The sequence below is a fragment of the Brevibacillus sp. TJ4 genome (assembly GCF_044627595.2).
Taxonomy (GTDB): Bacteria; Bacillota; Bacilli; order Brevibacillales; family Brevibacillaceae; genus Brevibacillus.
The window spans coordinates 139,025-156,744 of record NZ_CP185865.1; the positions used below are offsets into that span (position 1 = coordinate 139,025).

The window sequence follows — 17,720 nt, forward strand, 5'->3', positions numbered from 1 at the left end:
ATGAGGATCGTCGTTGAAAATGTAGACAAGACGTTTACCGATGCGAAAAAAAGAGAAGTGACGGCCCTGCGAAACATCAATTTTGCCATTGAGGAGCAGGAATTCGTCGTTCTCGTCGGACCGAGCGGATGCGGAAAGTCGACGCTGTTAAATATCGTCGGCGGTTTGATGTCGCCCAGCAACGGCTCTGTCTATTTTGAAGGGACAGGCGGCAAGCAGCCGAATCTGGGGATTGTGTTTCAGGAGATCGCGCTGTTTCCGTGGCGCACCGTGTACGAGAACGTGATCTACGGGCTGGAAGAGCGAGGCGCAAGCAAGCAGGAGCAGCAGGAAAAAGGCAAGCACTACATCGATATGGTGGGACTCTCCGGCTTTGAGAACGCCCTGCCCAAGCAGTTGTCAGGGGGGATGCGTCAGCGTGCCGGAATCGCCCGGGCGCTGGCTATCGAACCGGATCTGCTGCTGATGGACGAGCCTTTTTCTGCCCTGGATGCGCAGACGCGGACGATCATGCAGGAAGAGCTGCTGACGATCTGGGAGCGCACCCGGCTGAGTACGCTGTACGTGACCCACAACATTCAGGAAGCGGTCTATCTGGCGGACCGGGTGATCGTCCTGTCACGCCACCCTGGACAAGTCAAAAGCATCATCCACATCGATCTGCCCAAGGTAGGCCGGGACCAAGAGGAACACCGCATCCGTTTTGAGCAGTACGTGGATGAAATCTGGCAACTGATTCGTCACGATGCCCGGGAAGCGTCGAGGGAGGGATAAGCGATGGCGGAACAAAGACAAGTCATTACAAACCGCGTGGCCTTTCTGGAGACCAAAATTCCACGGTATGCAGCCGCACTCGGCATTGCCGGCTTGCTGATCATCTGGGAAATCGTGTGCCGCATGCAGATCGTGCCGCCGCTGTTTTTGCCGGCGCCGACCGCGATTTTGACTGCGGGGTGGGAGATGCTCGTAAGCGGTGAGCTGTACGGCGATTTGCTCGCCAGCTTGTACCGGATCGGTGCGGGATACGCCATCGGTGCCGGTCTTGGCATTCTCGTCGGACTGGTGCTCGGCTTTTCCCGCTGGACAGATGCGATCCTCACGCCGATCGTCTATTCGATTTACCCGATTCCGAAAATCGCCTTGCTGCCACTGATCATTCTCTGGCTGGGGATCGGAGAAATGCCAAAGGTGGCGATTATTGCCCTGGGCGTCTTTTTCCCGGTGGTCATCAATACCTTCTCCGGCGTGAAAAACGTCGATCCGATGCTGATCAAGGCAGCGGTTACGTTCGGTTCCAACCATTTCAACGTCATTCGCAAGGTCATTCTGCCCGCCTCGTTGCCGATGATTTTCGCCGGCCTGAAGCTGGCGGCAGGGACGTCGCTTCTGCTGCTCGTCTCCGCCGAGATGGTCGCGGCCCAGGAAGGGATCGGCTCGATGGTTCTGCACTACGGGAACCTGATGATTACGACCAAGCTGATGGTCGGTGTCCTGATCCTTTCGCTGCTTGGCCTGACGTTCAACCGGGTGCTGCAATGGGTTGAGCGCAAGCTGGTGCCGTGGAAGTAAGTGAATACTGTCGGAAGTGCGAAAAGCAGTCGTTCGATGAGCGGCTGCTTTTGCTTTTTGGACGTGTTCAGGGCATGCGTGACAGAGGTTTTCTTACAGAAGTATGACGAATTGCGATAGTAGATTGGGATGTAGACAGGAGAAATTTATAATAAGGGTGCAACGTAGTGACATCAGCGGGTTGATTTCTATGCATTGTGCTGAAAAGCGGGAAAAGAGGATGAACGATGGATCATCATAATCTGGCTCAGGCCGCCGGAGATTTTATCCGGACGTGTTATCAGGAACTGGGGAAATCCCCGGAAGAGATTGCTGCGCGTGTACGCGAGGTGGAGCGCTCCATAGCGAGCCGTGGCACTTACGAGCATACGCCGGAGGAATTGGAGTACGGAGCCAAAATGGCTTGGCGCAACAGCAATCGCTGCATAGGCAGGCTTTTTTGGGAGTCGCTGACCGTCTTCGACGCCCGGTGCATCCAGACGGAGGCAGAAGCGGCGGAGGCTTTGTTTCACCATATCGAATACGCGACAAACGGCGGGAAAATCAGACCCTCGATCACGATTTTTGCCCCCAGGCGGGAAGGGGAGCCAGCGCTGCGCATCTGGAATCACCAACTGATCCGCTACGCCGGCTATGAAACAGCGGACGGCGTGCTGGGGGACCCGGCTTCGCTGGCATTGACCAAGGTATGTGAGCGCCTCGGCTGGAAGGGGGCTGGCACGCGCTTCGATGTACTGCCGCTTGTACTGCAGATGGGGGAGGGGCATCCACAGTTGTTTGAGATACCCGCTGATCGCGTTCTGGAGGTGCCGATCACGCACCCGGAATATGCCGCCTTTGATGCTCTCGGCTTGAAGTGGTACGCCGTGCCGATCGTCGCCGATATGCGCCTGGAGATCGGCGGGATCGAGTACCCGGCTGCCCCGTTCAACGGCTGGTACATGGGAACCGAGATCGGCGCACGCAATTTTGCCGATGTCGAGCGATACAACCTGCTGCCGCAGGTGGCGCAGGCTCTGGAGCTGGACACGAGCCGCGAGCTGACGCTGTGGAAGGACAGGGCAATCGTCGAGCTGAACGTAGCGGTGCTTCATTCCTTCAAGCAGCACGGTGTATCCATCGTCGACCACCATACAGCAAGCCAGCAGTTTCTGCGTTTTGAAGAGCGGGAAAGAAGCGAGGGAAGGCAAGTCACAGGTGACTGGACGTGGCTCATCCCACCGGTTTCTCCTGCGGCGACGCATATTTTTCACAGCACGTACGACAATCGGACTCTCAGCCCGAACTTCTTCTATCAGGACAAGCCGTACCCGCAGCATTGTCCAGGCAGAGCGGAAGGGAGCGCGTGTCCGGTACACCACCAGCAGGAACGGTGATCCGAACCGTATAACAGTCCTTTGGCATGAAAAAATAAGCAAAGCCCCGCGGTTGGGAACAAAGCGAGTCTTCTTGTTCCGGTCGCGGGGCTGTTTCGCGTATTATCGGCTTTGGTAGTATTGTTTCAGCTCCGGAATCAAGCCCAGCGGATTTTTCCGCAAGTCTTTGGCGCTGAAAAAGATGCTGCCCTTTACTTCGGGATGGAGCGTGTTGTACTTCAGCTGGTTGATGATCTCCTGGGCGCTTTGCCAGCCTGTCTCGGTGGTGCCCAGCTTGTACGGAGCATGGCCGATGTACAGGGTCACATCGGTGCCGCGTACTTCGTTGGACCACCAGGTTACGAGCTTGTCGTACTGCGCTGCGGAGAAAGTCATGCTCCAGTAAATTTGCGGTGCGACATAGTCAATCCAGCCATGTTTGATCCATGTGCGAACGTCCGCGTGCATATGGTCGTAGGCGGTCACGCCCGCTCTCGTATCTGAGCCGCTCTGGTCATTGGCGATGTTGCGCCATACGCCGAACGGGCTGATTCCGAATTGCACCTGGGGCTTGACGCTTTTGATCGACTGGTCCAACTGCTGCACGAACTGGTTGATGTTGTAGCGGCGCCATTCCGCTTTGTTGGCGAAGTTGCTGCCGCCGTATGCCTGGAAAGTGGTATCGTCAGGGAAGACGCCGTTGGACGGGTAGAAGTAATCGTCCAGGTGCACGCCGTCAATATCGTAACGATTCACGACTTCCATAATCGTCGCAATAATGTGCTGGCGGGCTTCCGGAATCCCAGGATTGATGTACAGCTTGTTGCTGGAGTTGACCATCCACTCGGGATGCTGCTTGGCTACGTGGTTGGCTGCCAGCGAATTTGTATCCGCGTCCGTCGTCGCGCGGAACGGGTTGAACCAGGCGTGGAACTGCATGCCCCGTTTGTGCGTTTCCTCGATCATAAAAGCGAGTGGGTCGTAGCCAGGGTCCTTGCCTTGCGTGCCCGTCAGGTATTTCGACCAGGGGACGAGCGAGGAAGGATACAGCGCGTCGGAAGCAGGACGCACCTGGACGAACACAGCGTTCATGCCCATATCCTGCAATTCGTTCAGCAGTTGTATGTACTCCTGCTTTTGCTTCTCGACGTTTCCGTACGAACCGCTCGATGGCCAGTCCAGGTTGTAGACTGTAGAAATCCACACGCCGCGCAGGTCATGCGCGCTGCCGGACTGTACAGGGGCTGGAGCAGGCACTGTCGGTGCTGCTGGCTGTGGTGCGGGTGTGGCGGTTCCGGATTGCAGGGTGATCGTCCGGGTAGCCTGATCCCAGCCGACTTGCAGGCCGAGCTGCTCCGATACGAAGCGCAGCGGAACCATCGTCCTTCCCTGCCTGTTTTGCACGGAAGCATCCAGCGGTATCGAATTGTTGTTTACGATCGCGTAGGTTTGGTTCATGGTCATGGCAATCACGGTGCCTTCCCGGATGATCGTCGCCGTCTGATTGCGGTCATCCCAGAACACATCGGCGCCCAGATTCTCACTGATGACCCGCAGCGGGACCATCGTGATGTTTACCTGAGGCAAAATATAAGGGGAGACATCGCTATGGATCTGCTTCCCGTCCAAATAGATGCTGATCTCCTGCGTCTGCGCCTGTGCGGATACGACAGGGAGGCAGAGCGCCGCCAGCAGGATAAAGACAAACCACTTCGGCATTCTCATGTTTGCAAATCCTCCAACAAGATTCTTTTTCAGCAATTTTTGCTCACTTAACATTGGACGCACAACCGACAGTTTTGTTTCGGAAAATAGTGGGGAAAACAGCGAGGGAATTCCGCTGGCGCACATTTTCTTTACAAAAAAGGCTTTCGCATATCAAACAGGGATGATATTATAGGAACTGTGAATGAATCTAAATGAGAATGAATATCGGTATTATTGATAACGAAAATCATGCTCGGGAACATCCGTGATCCCAAGGGAAAAACAAGGAAGAAACCATGAAGAAAAGATATTTGGTTATCGCGCTGATTCTGCTGTCCATCGTTTCACTTTTTATCGGAGTGAAAAATATATCGCCACTCGATCTGTTCAATCTGACGGAAGAGTCTACGCAAATTTTATTGATCAGCCGGATTCCGCGACTGGTCAGCATCATCATCGCAGGGATCAGCATGAGTGTGGCCGGTCTGATTATGATGCAGTTGACGCGCAACAAATTCGTCTCGCCGACGACAGCGGGTACGGAAGACTCCGTTCGGTTTGGCATCCTTGTTTCCATGATGGTGTTTACCGATGCACCGCCACTCTTAAAGCTGGCTGTCGCATTCGTGTTTGCATTGCTGGGGACGTTTATCTTTATGAAAATTCTGGAGCGGGTGAAGTTCAAAGACGCGATCTTTATCCCCTTGGTCGGCTTGATGTTCGGCAACATCGTCGGTTCAATCACGACGTTTTTTGCCTACAAATACGATCTGATTCAGAACATTGGCTCTTGGCTGCACGGAGATTTTTCATCGATTATGTCTGGCAATTATGAACTTCTCTACATCAGCATCCCGCTGGTCATCATCGCCTATCTGTATGCCAACAAGTTCACGATTGCCGGGATGGGTGAAGAGTTTTCCATCAACCTGGGTCTCAATCACAAACAGATCGTCAACATCGGTCTGGCGATCGTCGCCATGGTGTCATCGGTCGTGATCTTGACAGTAGGAACAATCCCCTTCCTCGGGCTGATCATCCCCAATATCGTCACGATGTACATGGGGGACAACCTGAAGAAGAGCTTGTCTCATACCGCCCTGCTGGGAGCTGTATTTGTACTGTGCTGCGACATTCTCGGTCGCCTCATCATCTTCCCGTATGAAATCTCCATCGGCATGATGGTCGGCGTAGTGGGCAGCGGCATATTCATCTACTTACTCTTGAGAAGAAGGGCATATGAACGATGAAAGCGAAAATCGGGATTCTTGCAGTCGTATCGGTCGTGCTGATCGCCATATTCATGTTGATTGACGCAGGGGGCAACTGGGATTACGTTCTGCCCAGAAGGTTGAAAAAAATCCTTGCTGTCATTCTGACTGGCAGCATCATCGCCTTCTCGACGATGATCTTCCAGACGATTACGAACAACCGGATTTTGACGCCGAGCATCATTGGGCTGGACTCGCTGTACTTGTTCATCCAGACATTCGTCATCTTCTTCATGGGGTCCACTACCCTGACGATGATGGATAAAAATATCAACTTTCTCATCTCTGTCGGATTGATGATCCTGTTTGCAGGCTTGCTCTACAAGCTGCTGTTCCGGGGAGAAGGGAGGAACATCTACTTCCTGCTGCTCGTCGGACTGATCTTCGGTACCTTGTTCAACAGCTTGTCGTCCTTCATGCAGGTGCTGATCGATCCCAATGAATTTCTCATCGTGCAGGACCGCATGTTTGCCAGCTTCAACAATGTCAATACAGATTTGCTGGTGATCAGCTTCGTCCTGGTGTTCGCGATTCTCATCTACTTCCGGAAATTCGCCAAATACCTGGATGTCCTCTCGCTGGGCAGGGATGAAGCGGTGAATCTCGGGGTCGATTACGATTACGTGGTGAAGCGCCTCCTGATTATGATCGCGATCCTCGTTTCGATCGCTACCGCGCTGGTAGGACCGATCACGTTCCTGGGGCTGCTCGTCGCCAACGTGGCGTACCAGTTTATGAATACGTACCGGCACAGCTATTTGATTGCCAGCTCCTGTCTGATCAGCATTATCGCCCTGGTAGGTGGTCTGCTGATCGTCGAGCGAGTCTTTACCTTCTCTACCACGTTAAGCGTCATCGTCAACTTCATCGGCGGGGTTTACTTCATTTATCTCTTGTTAAAGGAGAATAAGGCATGATCGAGGTACGCAATGTGTCCAAACGCTACAACAACAAATATGTCGTGGAAGATGTTTCGCTCAAGATTGCCAAGGGGAAAATCACGTCTTTTATCGGCCCGAACGGAGCGGGAAAAAGTACCCTGCTCTCCATGATCAGTCGCCTGCTCAGCAAAGACGAGGGCGAGATTTTGATCGAGGGCCAGCCGCTTGATAAATCCAAGAGCAATGAGCTGGCGAAAAAGATTTCCATCCTCAAGCAGACGAACCACATCACCGTCCGTTTGACGATCCGCGAGCTGGTCAGCTTTGGACGCTTTCCGTACTCACAGGGAAATCTCACCAAGGAAGACTGGGCGCATGTGGACGAAGCGATTCGCTACATGGAGCTGGAAGACATCCAGCACAAGTACCTGGACCAGTTGAGCGGAGGGCAAAAGCAGCGTGCCTACATCGCCATGGTCATCGCGCAGAACACGGAGTACATCCTCCTCGACGAGCCGCTCAACAACCTGGATATGAAGCACTCGGTCCAGATTATGAAGGTACTGCGCAGGCTGGTCGACGAGATGGGCAAGACGGTTGTAATCGTGATTCACGACATCAACTTTGCATCCGTCTACTCCGACTACATCGTCGCGCTCAAGGGCGGCAAGGTCGTCCGGGAGGGCACGACTGACGCGATCATCGACTCGCAGATTTTGCACGAAGTCTACGACATGGACATTCAGATCGAAGACATCGCTGAAAACAAGATTTGCGTGTACTACGCCTAAATACACAACGAATCATCGTAAAATTATTACCATGGCGCAATGCCAACAACAAAGGCTCACCATGGATAATTTTAAATACCAACCAACTATTCTATAGAGGTGATAGAAATGAACAAAAAGTGGATGATGCTGCTTATGGCAGCGATGCTGTCGATCCTCGTTGCCGCCTGCGGATCAGCGGAAACGGCTGCCCCGAACACACAAGCCGCCAGCGAAACGCCTGCTGCAGAAGGTACGGATGCAAATACCGCTGCTGAAGAAGAAGTGACAATCAAGCACCAGCTCGGAGAAGCGACTGTAAAGAAAAACCCGCAAACGGTAGTCGTATTTGACTTCGGTGTCCTCGATTCCCTGGATAAGCTGGGTATTGAAGTGACGGGTGTAGCGCAGGCCAATATTCCTCCGTACCTGTCCAAATTTGAAGATTCCAAGTACAAAAATATCGGTTCTTTGAAAGAGCCGGATTTTGAAGGCATCAACGCGATGAAACCGGATGTGATCTTCATCTCCGGCCGTCAGCAAGAAGCGTACGAAGAACTGAACAAAATTGCACCGACCATCTTTTTGGGTGTCGACACATCCAACTACATGGAATCGTTCAAAGAAAACATGAACGTCCTGGGCAAAGTCTTCGGCAAGGAAGCGGAAGTAGAAGCTGAACTGGCGAAAATCGACGATTCGATCAAACAACTGCAAGAGAAGACAGCAGCAGCCCAAGACAAGACCGCTTTGATCATCCTGGCTAACGAAGGCAAGATCAGCGCGTACGGTTCCGGCTCCCGCTTTGGTATCCTGCATGACGTGTTTGGCTTCAAACCAGTAGACGAGAGCATTGAAGTAACGACTCACGGACAATCGATTTCCTTCGAATACATCGTGGAAAAAGACCCTGACTACCTGTTCGTGGTTGACCGCAGCGTGATCAACGCCGATGGCGGATCTGCAGCAAAACAACTGCTCGACAACGACCTGATGAAAAACACAAAAGCGTACAAAAACGACAACATCGTGTACCTGGATTCCAACTACTGGTACCTCTCCGGTGGCGGATTGGTTTCCACGAGCAACATGGCATCGGAAGTATTGGAAAACGTAAACTGGTAAGAAACAGCGAGGACTGGTTGAAAGCGACCAGCCCGAGCGTACAGGAAGCTGTTCCGAGTCTGCCCCAGGCAGATTCTCGGAGCAGCTTTTTTTCTGCAACAAAAAAATCCAATCCGTGTGACAACGGACTGGATTTTGTCTGTTCCTTGCGATCATCGTGGTACTTGCGCTACTGGTATCGCACGTGTGCGATGATTCCCTGTTCGTCGTCCAGCACCAGCTCAATACCGGCGCTGTACGGGTTGCGTTGCAACTGCGTCTCCAGGTAGTAGCGGATTGCTTCAATCAGGTTGATCTCGATAAATACCTGCTTGCGGCCATTCGTATATACTTCTGCGGAAAAACCGTACTCGTCATCATACATCAGTTCGACTTCCACGTCCTGAGGCTTTACCTGCTTCTTGGAAGCGACATGGATGCAGATGGCGTTGATTACATCTTGCTCGGAAAAAGTTATTGTTTCCATGAGTTCAGTTCCCGTTTTTGACGCTGGTTTTTAAAGTAGACGAAGATCTTGCGGATCAATACGATAACAGCCAGGATCGCCAGCAGGTTGACCATGAATCCGAGGATGGAGCCCAGCATGCCCAGGTCGCCGAAGAGACCGCCGAACAACAGGCCGGCCAGACCGCCCAGCATGAGCCCTTTCATAAAGCCGCTACCCATGAATCCGCCGCTTGTACCCGCTTGTCTTGTTGTCGATGCAGCGGCAGGAGAGTTTGTAGTCGAGTTAGGACCCGACTGATTGATATTTGAATTTGGAGTATTTGTCGTATTGGTTGTTCCCGAGTTGTTGGTCGGTGAACTGTTGGAGTTAAACGACTTTGTTCCTGATTTGTATTTCTTCGCGTCAGCAAGGTCATATCCGACTGGAGCGAGTACGAGCGCGAAGGCAAACAGTAGCATGAACAGCTTTTTCATAGGTTCAAGTAGCCCCTCTCTATATACGTGGAATGGTTATCACTTATAAGTGTACATGAATATGAACAGGAATGGCAATGTAACATTTGGTGAACAACTGGGAATGGCTGCTTTGGTGCCATGTCTGCGATGTGCATTGATTAAAAAATCTTCCCGGGATTCAGAATACCGTTCGGATCAAACTGCTGCTTGATCATTCGCATAAAAGGAAGCGAATCGGGATGCTCTTTGGCCAGATACTTTTTCTTGCCGATCCCGATCCCGTGCTCTCCCGTGCAGGTACCCCCTCTCTCCAAGGCGTACAAGACGATTTCTTCATTGACTTGTTCTGCGGCACGCACCTCTTCCGGGTTTTGCCGGTCGTACATCAAGGAAGTGTGGAAGTTGCCGTCCCCGACATGGCCCAGCACACCGCCGACCAGCCCGCTGCGATCGATTACCGTACGCGCATGCTCGACAGCCCCGCTCAGTTCAGACAGCGGTAGGCAGACATCCGTAATCATCATTTCTCTTCCCGGGAAGCCATGCTTGAAGGCGTACGCCAGATTGTGCCGGGCTTCCCAGAGCTGCGCCCGCTTTTTGGAGTCTGTCTCTACCAGCAAGCCATCGGCTCCGTACTCGCCGAGCAGCTCTTTGGCGAAGGAAACATCGTGATGCAGCCCCGCCTCATTTCCGTGAAACTCCAGAAACAGCGTCGGCTGCTCCGGAAAATCGGTGCCGCTGTGCTGATTGACCTGTCTGATCGAGGCGCTGTCCACAAGCTCTACGCGGGCGATGGCAATGCCGGCTCCGAGCAGAGAGACAGCCCCTTCGACAGCAGCACCTACGGTCGGAAACGTCGCACGTCCGGCGATAATCGTCTCGGGAATGCCGTATACTTGCAGCGTAATTTCCGTAAACACGCCCAAGGTACCTTCGGAGCCGACGAAAAGCCCTGTCAGGTGATAACCGGACGAAGATTTGGCGGACAGGCCGCCGGTACGCATGATGCTGCCGTCTGTCATTACCACTTCCAGATCGCGTACCTGGTCACGCATGATCCCGTAGCGGACGCTGGTCGTTCCGCTGGCGTTGGTCGCTGCCATCCCGCCGATCGTGGCATCCGCTCCCGGGTCGACAGGGAAAAACAGGCCGTGCCGCTTCAAGGCCTGGTTCAACTGGTTGCGCGTCACTCCTGGCTGGACACGCACGAGAAAATCATCTGGACGAACCTCCACAATGTGATTCATATGCTGAAAGTCGAGCGAGATGCCCCCTTCCAGCGGGATACTGTGACCTTCCAGACTGGAGCCTGCGCCGAACGGAACGACGGGGATGCGATGTTCATTGGCGTATTGGAGAATGGCCGCTACCTCCTGTGCAGAGGTCGGAAAAACGACCACGTCAGGCAAGACGGGCTGATGATGGGACTCGTCGCGGCTGTGCTGCTGCCGCATGGTCTCGTTGGCTGTAGCGCGCTCATCTGCGGTCAGTCGTTTCAAATCGGCCAGCCATTTTTCTGGATCTCGCTTCATCGTATATGCTCCTTTTCTGTATGGAATAGGTGGATATGAAACGAGAACCTCCACCAAAAGGGTAGAGGTTCCCGGTGCATTACGCGCCTTTTTTCAACTTTTTCGCTGCCCAGTTGCCCAGCGACTGGAGAGCCTGTACCAAGACGATCAGGATAACGACGGTAATCAGCATGACTTCAATATCCCACTGCTGGTAACCGTAGCGCAGCGCCAGGTCACCAAGACCGCCGGCCCCGACTGCACCAGCCATCGCTGTCGCACCTACGAGACCGATCGTCGCGATCGTCAGGCAGAGGATGATCCCCGGTCTTGCTTCGCGCAGCATGATGCGGAAGATAATTTGCGAGCGGGAAGCGCCCATCGCCTGATACGCTTCAATGACGCCCCGGTCAACCTCCAGGAGCGCTGTTTCCATCAGTCGCGCGATATACGGTGCGGTGTAGACGATCAAAGGAACAATTGCCCCCTTGATCCCGATCGAAGTACCCACGATCAATTCGGTAAACGGAATAATTGCCACCATCAGAATGATAAAGGGCAGCGAGCGTACAATGTTGATCACTACGTTTAGCGTGTGGAAGATCCACTTGTTGGGGAAAAGGTGATTGCCTTGCGTGATCACCAGCAAAATCCCCAACGGAATGCCGATTAAGGTAGCAATAACGAGAGAAAAGCCCACCATGATGACGGTCTCTTCCAGTGACCGAACAAACACTGGGGTCATTTGCAGTAAACGGTCCATTAGTTGACAGCCTCCTCTCGTGCTACGATGTCTACCTTGTATACGGATTCCCGCAAGAACGCTATGCTCTCTTCGACGGCTTTGTCCTCACCGGAGATGTGCAAAAGCAAAATCCCCAATGCCGTGCCCTTGATCGAGGTGATCGAACCGTACAAGAGATTGGTGCTTACCGGAAAGCGTGCAGACAGTGTGCCCAGCACCGGATCGAGCGCCGCATCGCCGCGGAACGCCACGCGCAGGATGCGAGCCACTGGTCCTGTTTGTTTGATGTTGCTCAAAATTTCGGCAGGCACTTCATCGTCAAAGATCGTCTTGATGAAGTTGCGTGTTGTTTGCTGCTGTGGATTGCTGAAAATATCGAGCACGGAGCCTTGTTCGATGATCTCGCCGTTTTCCATAATCGCTACACGGTCGCAGATTTTCTTGATAACCTGCATCTCATGGGTAATCAGCACAATCGTCAGGTTAAACTTGCGGTTGATGTCGAGCAGCAGCTCCAGGATCGATTCGGTCGTCTGCGGGTCGAGAGCCGATGTCGCCTCATCGCACAGCAGGATCTCGGGATCGGTAGCCAAAGCACGGGCAATCCCTACGCGCTGCTTTTGTCCGCCAGACAATTGGGAAGGATAAGAGTTTGCCTTATCTTCCAGACCAACCAGTCTGAGCAAATCTTCTACCTTGCGCTTGATCTCGTCCTTTGGCACTTTGTTCATCCGCAGAATCTCTGCTACGTTGTCGAAGACATTGTAGGAGGAGAGCAAATTAAAGTGCTGAAAGATGATGCCGATCTTTTTGCGCGCTTGACGCAAATTCTTTTCATCGAGAGACAGCATATTCTGACCGTTTACCACGACAGAGCCGCTCGACGGCTTCTCCAGCAGGTTGATCGTACGGAGCAAGGTACTTTTCCCCGCTCCGCTGAATCCGATCACACCGAAAATTTCTCCCTTTTCTACGTTGAGCGACACGCCTTTCAATGCTTCTACCTGCTTGTTCCCAACCGTAAACGTCTTGCGGATATCGGTAAGCTGAATCATCGTTTACAAAACTCCTTGCTCAAGTATTTGCCTTACCAGGACGGCAGGACAGCTCCATCAAAATTCTCATCGATAAATTTCTTCACTTCTTCAGAGCGATACACTTCAATCAATTTTTGGAGATTCGGGTTATCTTTATTTTCATCTTTGGCCGCGATAACATTCACATACGGCGAATCAGATGTCTCGGCGAAAATCGAATCGGTTTTCGGAGAGTAGCCGGCTTCCATCGCGAAGTTGGTGTTGATGCTGGCGATGTCTACGCTGCTCAGGGAGCGTGCCAGGAAAGCTGCTTCCAGCTCTTTGAATTCCAGGTTTTTCGGGTTTTCCACGATATCGAGCGGAGATGCGGTTTCTCCTGCGTCTTCTTTCAGCTTGATCAGGCCAGCCGCTTCATACAGCTTCAGCGCGCGTCCGCGGTTGGTCGGGTCGTTTTGTACGCCAGCGATGCCGCCATCTGGAATTTCGTCGAGGCTTTTGTACTTGGCGGAATACAACCCCATCGGGAATGTTACCGTATTGGCCACGATCACGAGGTTTGCTTTTTGGTCAGCGTTGAATTTCTCGAGGAACGGAATCGTCTGGAAGCTGTTTGCATCCAGGTTGCCCGATACCAATGCCTGGTTCGGCTGCACGTAGTCGTTGAATACAACCACGTCAACGGTCAAGCCCTCTGCTGCCGCTACTTCTTTGACCTTGTTCATAATCTCTTCGTGCGGTCCAGCGGTCACGCCTACTTTAATGGTGTTGTTCTCTCCTTCTGCCGGTGCCGCGCTGTTGCCGCCGCAAGCGGTCAGCAAGGATGCTGCGAGCAAAAGTGACGAGAGCAAAATTCCTGTCTTTTTCATGTACGTTTCTCCCCTTTTTGGTATCTCTTTCATTTGCTTTCGATATTAGAAAAGCCCCTTCCCGAAGGAAGAGGCAAAAAGCACAGAAAAATGGCTCGTTCCCTCTCTTATCTTCCGGAAAATAATTTCCGCTGGATTTGGCACCATATCGAACAGATAGGTTGCCGAGGTTTCATCGGGCCAGTCCCTCAACCTCTCTCTATAAGAGATGACAGGTTATAAAGTTTGGAAAGATTTGTATCCTTATCACCTTAGTAGGTCTTCAATCCGTTTGGATAGTAGGATTATATAGTGAAGTTTGAGAGGTGTCAATCTTTTTTCACGGAACATGTAGAAGACAATCGAATAATGGCGAACGATTGAACAGGGGAAAAGAATAACATTGATCAAAATACGAATGTTTTCTTGATTTACGCGTAGAACATTTGTATAATGGGGAACGTGAAAAACTTCAACCCTACTCTCGCGGGTGATGCTATGCCTATACAGGACACAAGTGAAAGCAGGAAGACGCTGTCTCATATCTACAACGAGATAGCCAAGGAGTTGTTCGGTTTTGGGACAACTTTGCTGAGAGTCACCATCGAGAACAACATCATTACCTTTTACGCGAAGCATCGTCGTTCTCCGCGTTCTGCTGCTCTGGAAGGGGAAGCGCCAGCCTTGAAGCTGGAGGTCGACTTCCGCATGTCGCTTCTGTACAAAAAACGGCTGCGGGAACGAATCGAGGAAGAGATGGGTTTGCCGATGGAGGCTGTGCTGCGCGATTACGACGCCGCCACCCAATGGGCAATCACCAATATCATCCTCGCAGAAGACAAGTAAATAGCGATTCATGCCTGCGGATTTTCTCTTTTGATCTATCTTAAGGGAAGACCACAGTCTTGAATAAACGGGTGTACTTCTCTTTGTTTACGAAGAAGAGTGTTCTTGTTTAGAAGGATTCATTATTTCTAACCAAGGGTGCTTTTCTTTTTCTTTTTTATTCATTAGAAAATGGGGGAGATTCATTTATGAAAACTTTCGTACGCACCATGCTGTCTGTATCTGCACTCTCACTGGCGCTGGCCGGCTGCGGTTCGAGCGACCAAGGCCAACAGCCGCAAGAGGGCGCGACTGGAGGAGCTGCACAGGGAGCACCGACCAAACTGGTCATCTCGACCTGGGGCTTTTCGGAAGACTTTTTCCGTGAAGAAATTTACGCTCCTTTTGAAAAAGAGCATAACGTGGAGATCGTCCTGGAAATCGGGAACAACGCAGAGCGCCTGAACAAAGTGCGCCAAGGCAACAGCAACGTCGACCTGATCTACCTCTCCGACTACTACGCTCAGCAAGGTATCGAGGATGGCCTGTTCGAGACAATCGACCGCAGCCGTATTCCGAACCTGGAGGAAATCTACGACATCGCCAAAGCGCCACTGGGCGAAGAATACGGACCGGCGTACACGGTTGGCCAATTCGGGATCGCCTACAACCCGAACCTGATCGAGACCGAGATCAAATCGTGGAGCGACCTGTGGAATCCTGAACTGGCGGGCAAAATGACGCTGCCAAGCATCACTTCCACGACTGGACCGATGATCCTCGATGCTGCTTCCATGGTAGCGGGCAATGAAACCTTCAATGAAGACCAGGCATTCGCCAAAATCAAGGAACTCAACGATGGCGTGGTCAAGTATTACGACAAAACATCCGAGTACGTGAACATGTTCACCCAGGAAGAAATCGCAGTTGGACCGATCATGGAAATGTACTTCAAAGATATTCAGGCAGCCGTTCCAGACGCGAAATTCGTCTCTCCTGAAGAAGGCGGCTACGCTGTTATGAACACCGTCAACATCGTCAAAGGCAGCAAGAACAAAGAGCTGGCCGAAGAGTTCATCAACTACCAGCTGAGCAAGGAAGTACAAGAAAAGGCAGCCAAAGCGAAAGTGGACTCTCCTGTACACAAAGGGCTGACGTTGACCGAAGAAGAAGCACAAGGCATCACCTACGGCGAAGAAACCATCAACAAATTGCGCATGCTGGAAATGAAGATGGTAAACGACAACTCCAAAACATGGATTGATCGCTGGAACCGCGAAATCATTCAATAAGGCACTGACGCTGGCAGCACAAGGGTATATCGGCAAAACGCATATACCCTTGTGTTTTTCGCCAGGTGCAAGCAAACCGTAGAGCAGGGGGAGAGTGCGCATGAAAAAAATCGTGCTTGATGTGGACACTGGAGTCGATGACGCGCTTGGCATTATCTTGGCAGTAAAAAGCGGCATGTTTGATGTTCTCGGCATTACAACCGTAAACGGCAACGTCTCTCTTGCCAAATCTACGGAAAACACGTGCAAAATCCTCGACTTTATCGGGGCTGATGCGGGGATTCCGGTAGTTCGCGGAGCGTCCCAGCCACTTTTGCGCCACGTGTACTTTGAGCATCGGATTCACGGTGAAGACGGCCTGGGCGGCGCCCTGCGCGATTTTTCCGCAAGCCGGCAGGCACAGGACGGGTTTGCCCCTGATTTTATGATCGAGCAGGTAAAAAGCCATCCCGGTGAAGTGACCTTGATTATGACTGGGCCGCTGACCAATCTGGCGCTCGCTATCAGCAAGTACCCGGAGCTGGTACATCAGGTCAAGGAAGTCATCTTCATGGGCGGAGTGGTCACGCAATACGGCAATGTGACGCCGACTGCCGAGTACAACATGTACGTCGATCCGGAAGCCGCCAAGCTCGTCTTTCACGCCGGTTTCCCCGAACTGACGATGGTTGGCCTCGATGTGACGCGCAAAGTCTTGCTGGACGAATCGCACATCGCAGAGCTGGGCGATACGGAGCTCGCCGATTATGTGAGGGTGAGTACATCCGAGTACACACAGCGGTATTTTGAACGAAATGGCGTCCGCGCCTGCGCCCTGCACGACCCGCTGGCTGTCGGAGTGGCGATGAGCCCGGAACTGGTGACCACCCGCAAGCTGTTTGTCGACATTGAGACAAGAAGCGAGCTGTGTGACGGTCAGACCATCTGCGACTTTCAGAACAGACTCGGGAAAAAGCCGAACATGCACGTATGTCTGGACGTGGATGCCCCCGCCTTTTTTGAGCAGTTTGTCCGCGTGCTGAATAGCTGACGATACCGGGAACAGGAGTTAACGACATGAAGAAAAAAGGCTTGTATCTGTTATTGTTGCCTGGGGTTTTGTTTTTGACGTTGTTTTTGGTCATTCCCATCGCGATGACGATTTTCTCCACCTTCTATCACGAAGGCGGCTTTACCGTACAGGGATACCTGACTTTTCTCACCGATACGTACTATCTGAAAATCTTGTGGACCACGCTGCAAGTAAGCCTGGTCACCACCTTTGTCTGCATTTTGCTTGGTTTTCCCGTATCGTATTACATCTCCAGACTGGGTGCGCGCAAAAAGGGAATCCTGCTCGCGCTGGCAGTCTTTCCGCTTTTGACCAGCTCGGTAGTACGGTCATTTAGCTGGATGATTATTCTCGGAAAAAAGGGGTTGCTCAATTCTTCCCTGCAATGGCTGGGACTGATTGAAAAACCGTTGGAAATACTGTATACCCCGACCGCAATGATGATCGGGATGATCCATCTGTTTTTGCCGCTGATTATTATTACGCTCGTGGGCGTCATGGAAAATATCGATTCAGACTTGCTGAAAGCGGCGGAGAGTCTGGGTGCTTCGCGCTTTACGGCGTTTCGCAAGGTGATTTTGCCGCTGAGCATGCCGGGACTGATCGTCGGCAGCATCCTCGTCTTCGTCGGCAGCCTGACTGCCTATACCACACCTGCCCTGCTCGGCGGGAAGCAAGGAGTCATCTCCACATTCCTCTACCAGAATGCCGTCACGCTCAACGATTGGCACATGGCTTCGGTCATCGCGACCATTATGATTGTAATTACGTTTGTGGTGATTGGCTTGATGAACAAGGTTGCAACGAAACTAAATCCGAAGGGGTAGAAGGGT

The 17,720-nt window shown here is 52.3% G+C and carries 18 protein-coding genes and 1 riboswitch; of the genes, 11 read left to right on the forward strand and 7 right to left on the reverse strand.

Annotated elements, in window-relative coordinates; translation table 11 throughout:
- The 3 genes from ACAF76_RS00635 (at nt 1) to ACAF76_RS00645 (ending at nt 2,945) form a co-directional block, all read left to right on the forward strand.
- Complete coding sequence (locus ACAF76_RS00635) at nt 1-774, forward strand: ABC transporter ATP-binding protein (protein WP_400164381.1); 774 nt, start codon at nt 1-3, stop codon at nt 772-774.
- Nucleotides 775-777: 3 nt separating this feature from the next.
- Nucleotides 778-1,569, forward strand: a complete 792-nt coding sequence (locus ACAF76_RS00640) for an ABC transporter permease (RefSeq protein WP_400164380.1) — start codon at nt 778-780, stop codon at nt 1,567-1,569.
- 227 nt (nt 1,570-1,796) lie between these two features.
- On the forward strand, nt 1,797-2,945 hold the full coding sequence (locus tag ACAF76_RS00645) for a nitric oxide synthase oxygenase (RefSeq protein WP_400164379.1): 1,149 nt from the start codon (nt 1,797-1,799) through the stop codon (nt 2,943-2,945).
- Between the two features lie 102 nt (nt 2,946-3,047).
- On the opposite strand, the gene ACAF76_RS00650 is transcribed toward ACAF76_RS00645, so the two are convergent.
- A complete protein-coding gene (locus tag ACAF76_RS00650) occupies nt 3,048-4,649 on the reverse strand; it encodes a family 10 glycosylhydrolase (RefSeq protein WP_400164378.1) in 1,602 nt (533 codons plus the stop codon).
- Between the two features lie 278 nt (nt 4,650-4,927).
- Here ACAF76_RS00650 and ACAF76_RS00655 point away from each other — a divergent pair, with 278 nt between their 5' ends.
- From ACAF76_RS00655 to ACAF76_RS00670, 4 genes are all read left to right on the forward strand, one after another.
- Nucleotides 4,928-5,881, forward strand: coding sequence for an ABC transporter permease (locus ACAF76_RS00655; RefSeq protein WP_400164377.1), 954 nt, complete (start codon nt 4,928-4,930; stop codon nt 5,879-5,881).
- Nucleotides 5,878-6,819 carry an iron chelate uptake ABC transporter family permease subunit gene (locus ACAF76_RS00660; RefSeq protein ID WP_400164376.1) on the forward strand — a complete coding sequence of 314 codons (942 nt, stop codon included), beginning with the start codon at nt 5,878-5,880 and terminating at the stop codon, nt 6,817-6,819. The genes ACAF76_RS00655 and ACAF76_RS00660 overlap by 4 nt, the downstream gene beginning before the upstream one ends.
- Nucleotides 6,816-7,574 (forward strand): ABC transporter ATP-binding protein, encoded by a 759-nt coding sequence (locus ACAF76_RS00665; protein ID WP_400164375.1) that lies wholly within the window; start codon nt 6,816-6,818, stop codon nt 7,572-7,574. Before ACAF76_RS00660 ends, ACAF76_RS00665 begins: the two co-directional genes overlap by 4 nt.
- A 108-nt stretch (nt 7,575-7,682) precedes the next feature.
- Nucleotides 7,683-8,678 (forward strand): siderophore ABC transporter substrate-binding protein, encoded by a 996-nt coding sequence (locus ACAF76_RS00670; protein ID WP_421617357.1) that lies wholly within the window; start codon nt 7,683-7,685, stop codon nt 8,676-8,678.
- Between the two features lie 169 nt (nt 8,679-8,847).
- On the opposite strand, the gene ACAF76_RS00675 is transcribed toward ACAF76_RS00670, so the two are convergent.
- The 6 genes from ACAF76_RS00675 to ACAF76_RS00700 form a co-directional block, all read right to left on the reverse strand.
- Complete coding sequence (locus tag ACAF76_RS00675; protein ID WP_421617358.1) at nt 8,848-9,144, reverse strand: YxcD family protein; 297 nt, start codon at nt 9,142-9,144, stop codon at nt 8,848-8,850.
- Nucleotides 9,132-9,599, reverse strand: a complete 468-nt coding sequence (locus ACAF76_RS00680; protein WP_421617359.1) for a hypothetical protein — start codon at nt 9,597-9,599, stop codon at nt 9,132-9,134. Before ACAF76_RS00680 ends, ACAF76_RS00675 begins: the two co-directional genes overlap by 13 nt.
- A gap of 140 nt (nt 9,600-9,739) precedes the next feature.
- Entirely contained in the window at nt 9,740-11,113 is a 1,374-nt protein-coding gene (locus tag ACAF76_RS00685) for an FAD-binding oxidoreductase (protein ID WP_421617360.1), read from the reverse strand.
- Between the two features lie 79 nt (nt 11,114-11,192).
- On the reverse strand, nt 11,193-11,855 hold the full coding sequence (locus ACAF76_RS00690) for a methionine ABC transporter permease (RefSeq protein ID WP_421617361.1): 663 nt from the start codon (nt 11,853-11,855) through the stop codon (nt 11,193-11,195).
- Nucleotides 11,855-12,892: a methionine ABC transporter ATP-binding protein gene (locus ACAF76_RS00695; RefSeq protein WP_421617362.1), complete on the reverse strand. Its 1,038-nt coding sequence runs from the start codon at nt 12,890-12,892 to the stop codon at nt 11,855-11,857. Before ACAF76_RS00695 ends, ACAF76_RS00690 begins: the two co-directional genes overlap by 1 nt.
- A 32-nt stretch (nt 12,893-12,924) precedes the next feature.
- Nucleotides 12,925-13,740, reverse strand: coding sequence for a MetQ/NlpA family ABC transporter substrate-binding protein (locus tag ACAF76_RS00700; RefSeq protein ID WP_421617363.1), 816 nt, complete (start codon nt 13,738-13,740; stop codon nt 12,925-12,927).
- A gap of 104 nt (nt 13,741-13,844) precedes the next feature.
- Nucleotides 13,845-13,948: riboswitch (SAM riboswitch) on the reverse strand.
- A gap of 269 nt (nt 13,949-14,217) precedes the next feature.
- Between ACAF76_RS00700 and ACAF76_RS00705 the strand changes: the two genes are divergently transcribed.
- From ACAF76_RS00705 to ACAF76_RS00720, 4 genes are all read left to right on the forward strand, one after another.
- Nucleotides 14,218-14,565 carry a DUF2294 domain-containing protein gene (locus tag ACAF76_RS00705; protein WP_421617364.1) on the forward strand — a complete coding sequence of 116 codons (348 nt, stop codon included), beginning with the start codon at nt 14,218-14,220 and terminating at the stop codon, nt 14,563-14,565.
- A 188-nt stretch (nt 14,566-14,753) separates the two neighbouring features.
- On the forward strand, nt 14,754-15,836 hold the full coding sequence (locus ACAF76_RS00710) for an ABC transporter substrate-binding protein (RefSeq protein WP_421617365.1): 1,083 nt from the start codon (nt 14,754-14,756) through the stop codon (nt 15,834-15,836).
- Between the two features lie 100 nt (nt 15,837-15,936).
- Entirely contained in the window at nt 15,937-16,866 is a 930-nt protein-coding gene (locus ACAF76_RS00715; protein WP_421617366.1) for a nucleoside hydrolase, read from the forward strand.
- A 26-nt stretch (nt 16,867-16,892) separates the two neighbouring features.
- Complete coding sequence (locus ACAF76_RS00720; RefSeq protein ID WP_421617367.1) at nt 16,893-17,714, forward strand: ABC transporter permease; 822 nt, start codon at nt 16,893-16,895, stop codon at nt 17,712-17,714.
- Nucleotides 17,715-17,720 lie beyond the last annotated feature (6 nt).

Bases quoted from the DNA above. Each gene is read 5' to 3' on its own strand.
- ACAF76_RS00635 (WP_400164381.1), top strand. From the start codon at position 1: ATGAGGATCGTCGTTGAAAATGTAGACAAGACGTTTACCGATGCGAAA.
- ACAF76_RS00640 (WP_400164380.1), top strand. From the start codon at position 778: ATGGCGGAACAAAGACAAGTCATTACAAACCGCGTGGCCTTTCTGGAG.
- ACAF76_RS00645 (WP_400164379.1), top strand. From the start codon at position 1,797: ATGGATCATCATAATCTGGCTCAGGCCGCCGGAGATTTTATCCGGACG.
- ACAF76_RS00650 (WP_400164378.1), bottom strand. From the start codon at position 4,649: ATGAGAATGCCGAAGTGGTTTGTCTTTATCCTGCTGGCGGCGCTCTGC.
- ACAF76_RS00655 (WP_400164377.1), top strand. From the start codon at position 4,928: ATGAAGAAAAGATATTTGGTTATCGCGCTGATTCTGCTGTCCATCGTT.
- ACAF76_RS00660 (WP_400164376.1), top strand. From the start codon at position 5,878: ATGAAAGCGAAAATCGGGATTCTTGCAGTCGTATCGGTCGTGCTGATC.
- ACAF76_RS00665 (WP_400164375.1), top strand. From the start codon at position 6,816: ATGATCGAGGTACGCAATGTGTCCAAACGCTACAACAACAAATATGTC.
- ACAF76_RS00670 (WP_421617357.1), top strand. From the start codon at position 7,683: ATGAACAAAAAGTGGATGATGCTGCTTATGGCAGCGATGCTGTCGATC.
- ACAF76_RS00675 (WP_421617358.1), bottom strand. From the start codon at position 9,144: ATGGAAACAATAACTTTTTCCGAGCAAGATGTAATCAACGCCATCTGC.
- ACAF76_RS00680 (WP_421617359.1), bottom strand. From the start codon at position 9,599: ATGAAAAAGCTGTTCATGCTACTGTTTGCCTTCGCGCTCGTACTCGCT.
- ACAF76_RS00685 (WP_421617360.1), bottom strand. From the start codon at position 11,113: ATGAAGCGAGATCCAGAAAAATGGCTGGCCGATTTGAAACGACTGACC.
- ACAF76_RS00690 (WP_421617361.1), bottom strand. From the start codon at position 11,855: ATGGACCGTTTACTGCAAATGACCCCAGTGTTTGTTCGGTCACTGGAA.
- ACAF76_RS00695 (WP_421617362.1), bottom strand. From the start codon at position 12,892: ATGATTCAGCTTACCGATATCCGCAAGACGTTTACGGTTGGGAACAAG.
- ACAF76_RS00700 (WP_421617363.1), bottom strand. From the start codon at position 13,740: ATGAAAAAGACAGGAATTTTGCTCTCGTCACTTTTGCTCGCAGCATCC.
- ACAF76_RS00705 (WP_421617364.1), top strand. From the start codon at position 14,218: ATGCCTATACAGGACACAAGTGAAAGCAGGAAGACGCTGTCTCATATC.
- ACAF76_RS00710 (WP_421617365.1), top strand. From the start codon at position 14,754: ATGAAAACTTTCGTACGCACCATGCTGTCTGTATCTGCACTCTCACTG.
- ACAF76_RS00715 (WP_421617366.1), top strand. From the start codon at position 15,937: ATGAAAAAAATCGTGCTTGATGTGGACACTGGAGTCGATGACGCGCTT.
- ACAF76_RS00720 (WP_421617367.1), top strand. From the start codon at position 16,893: ATGAAGAAAAAAGGCTTGTATCTGTTATTGTTGCCTGGGGTTTTGTTT.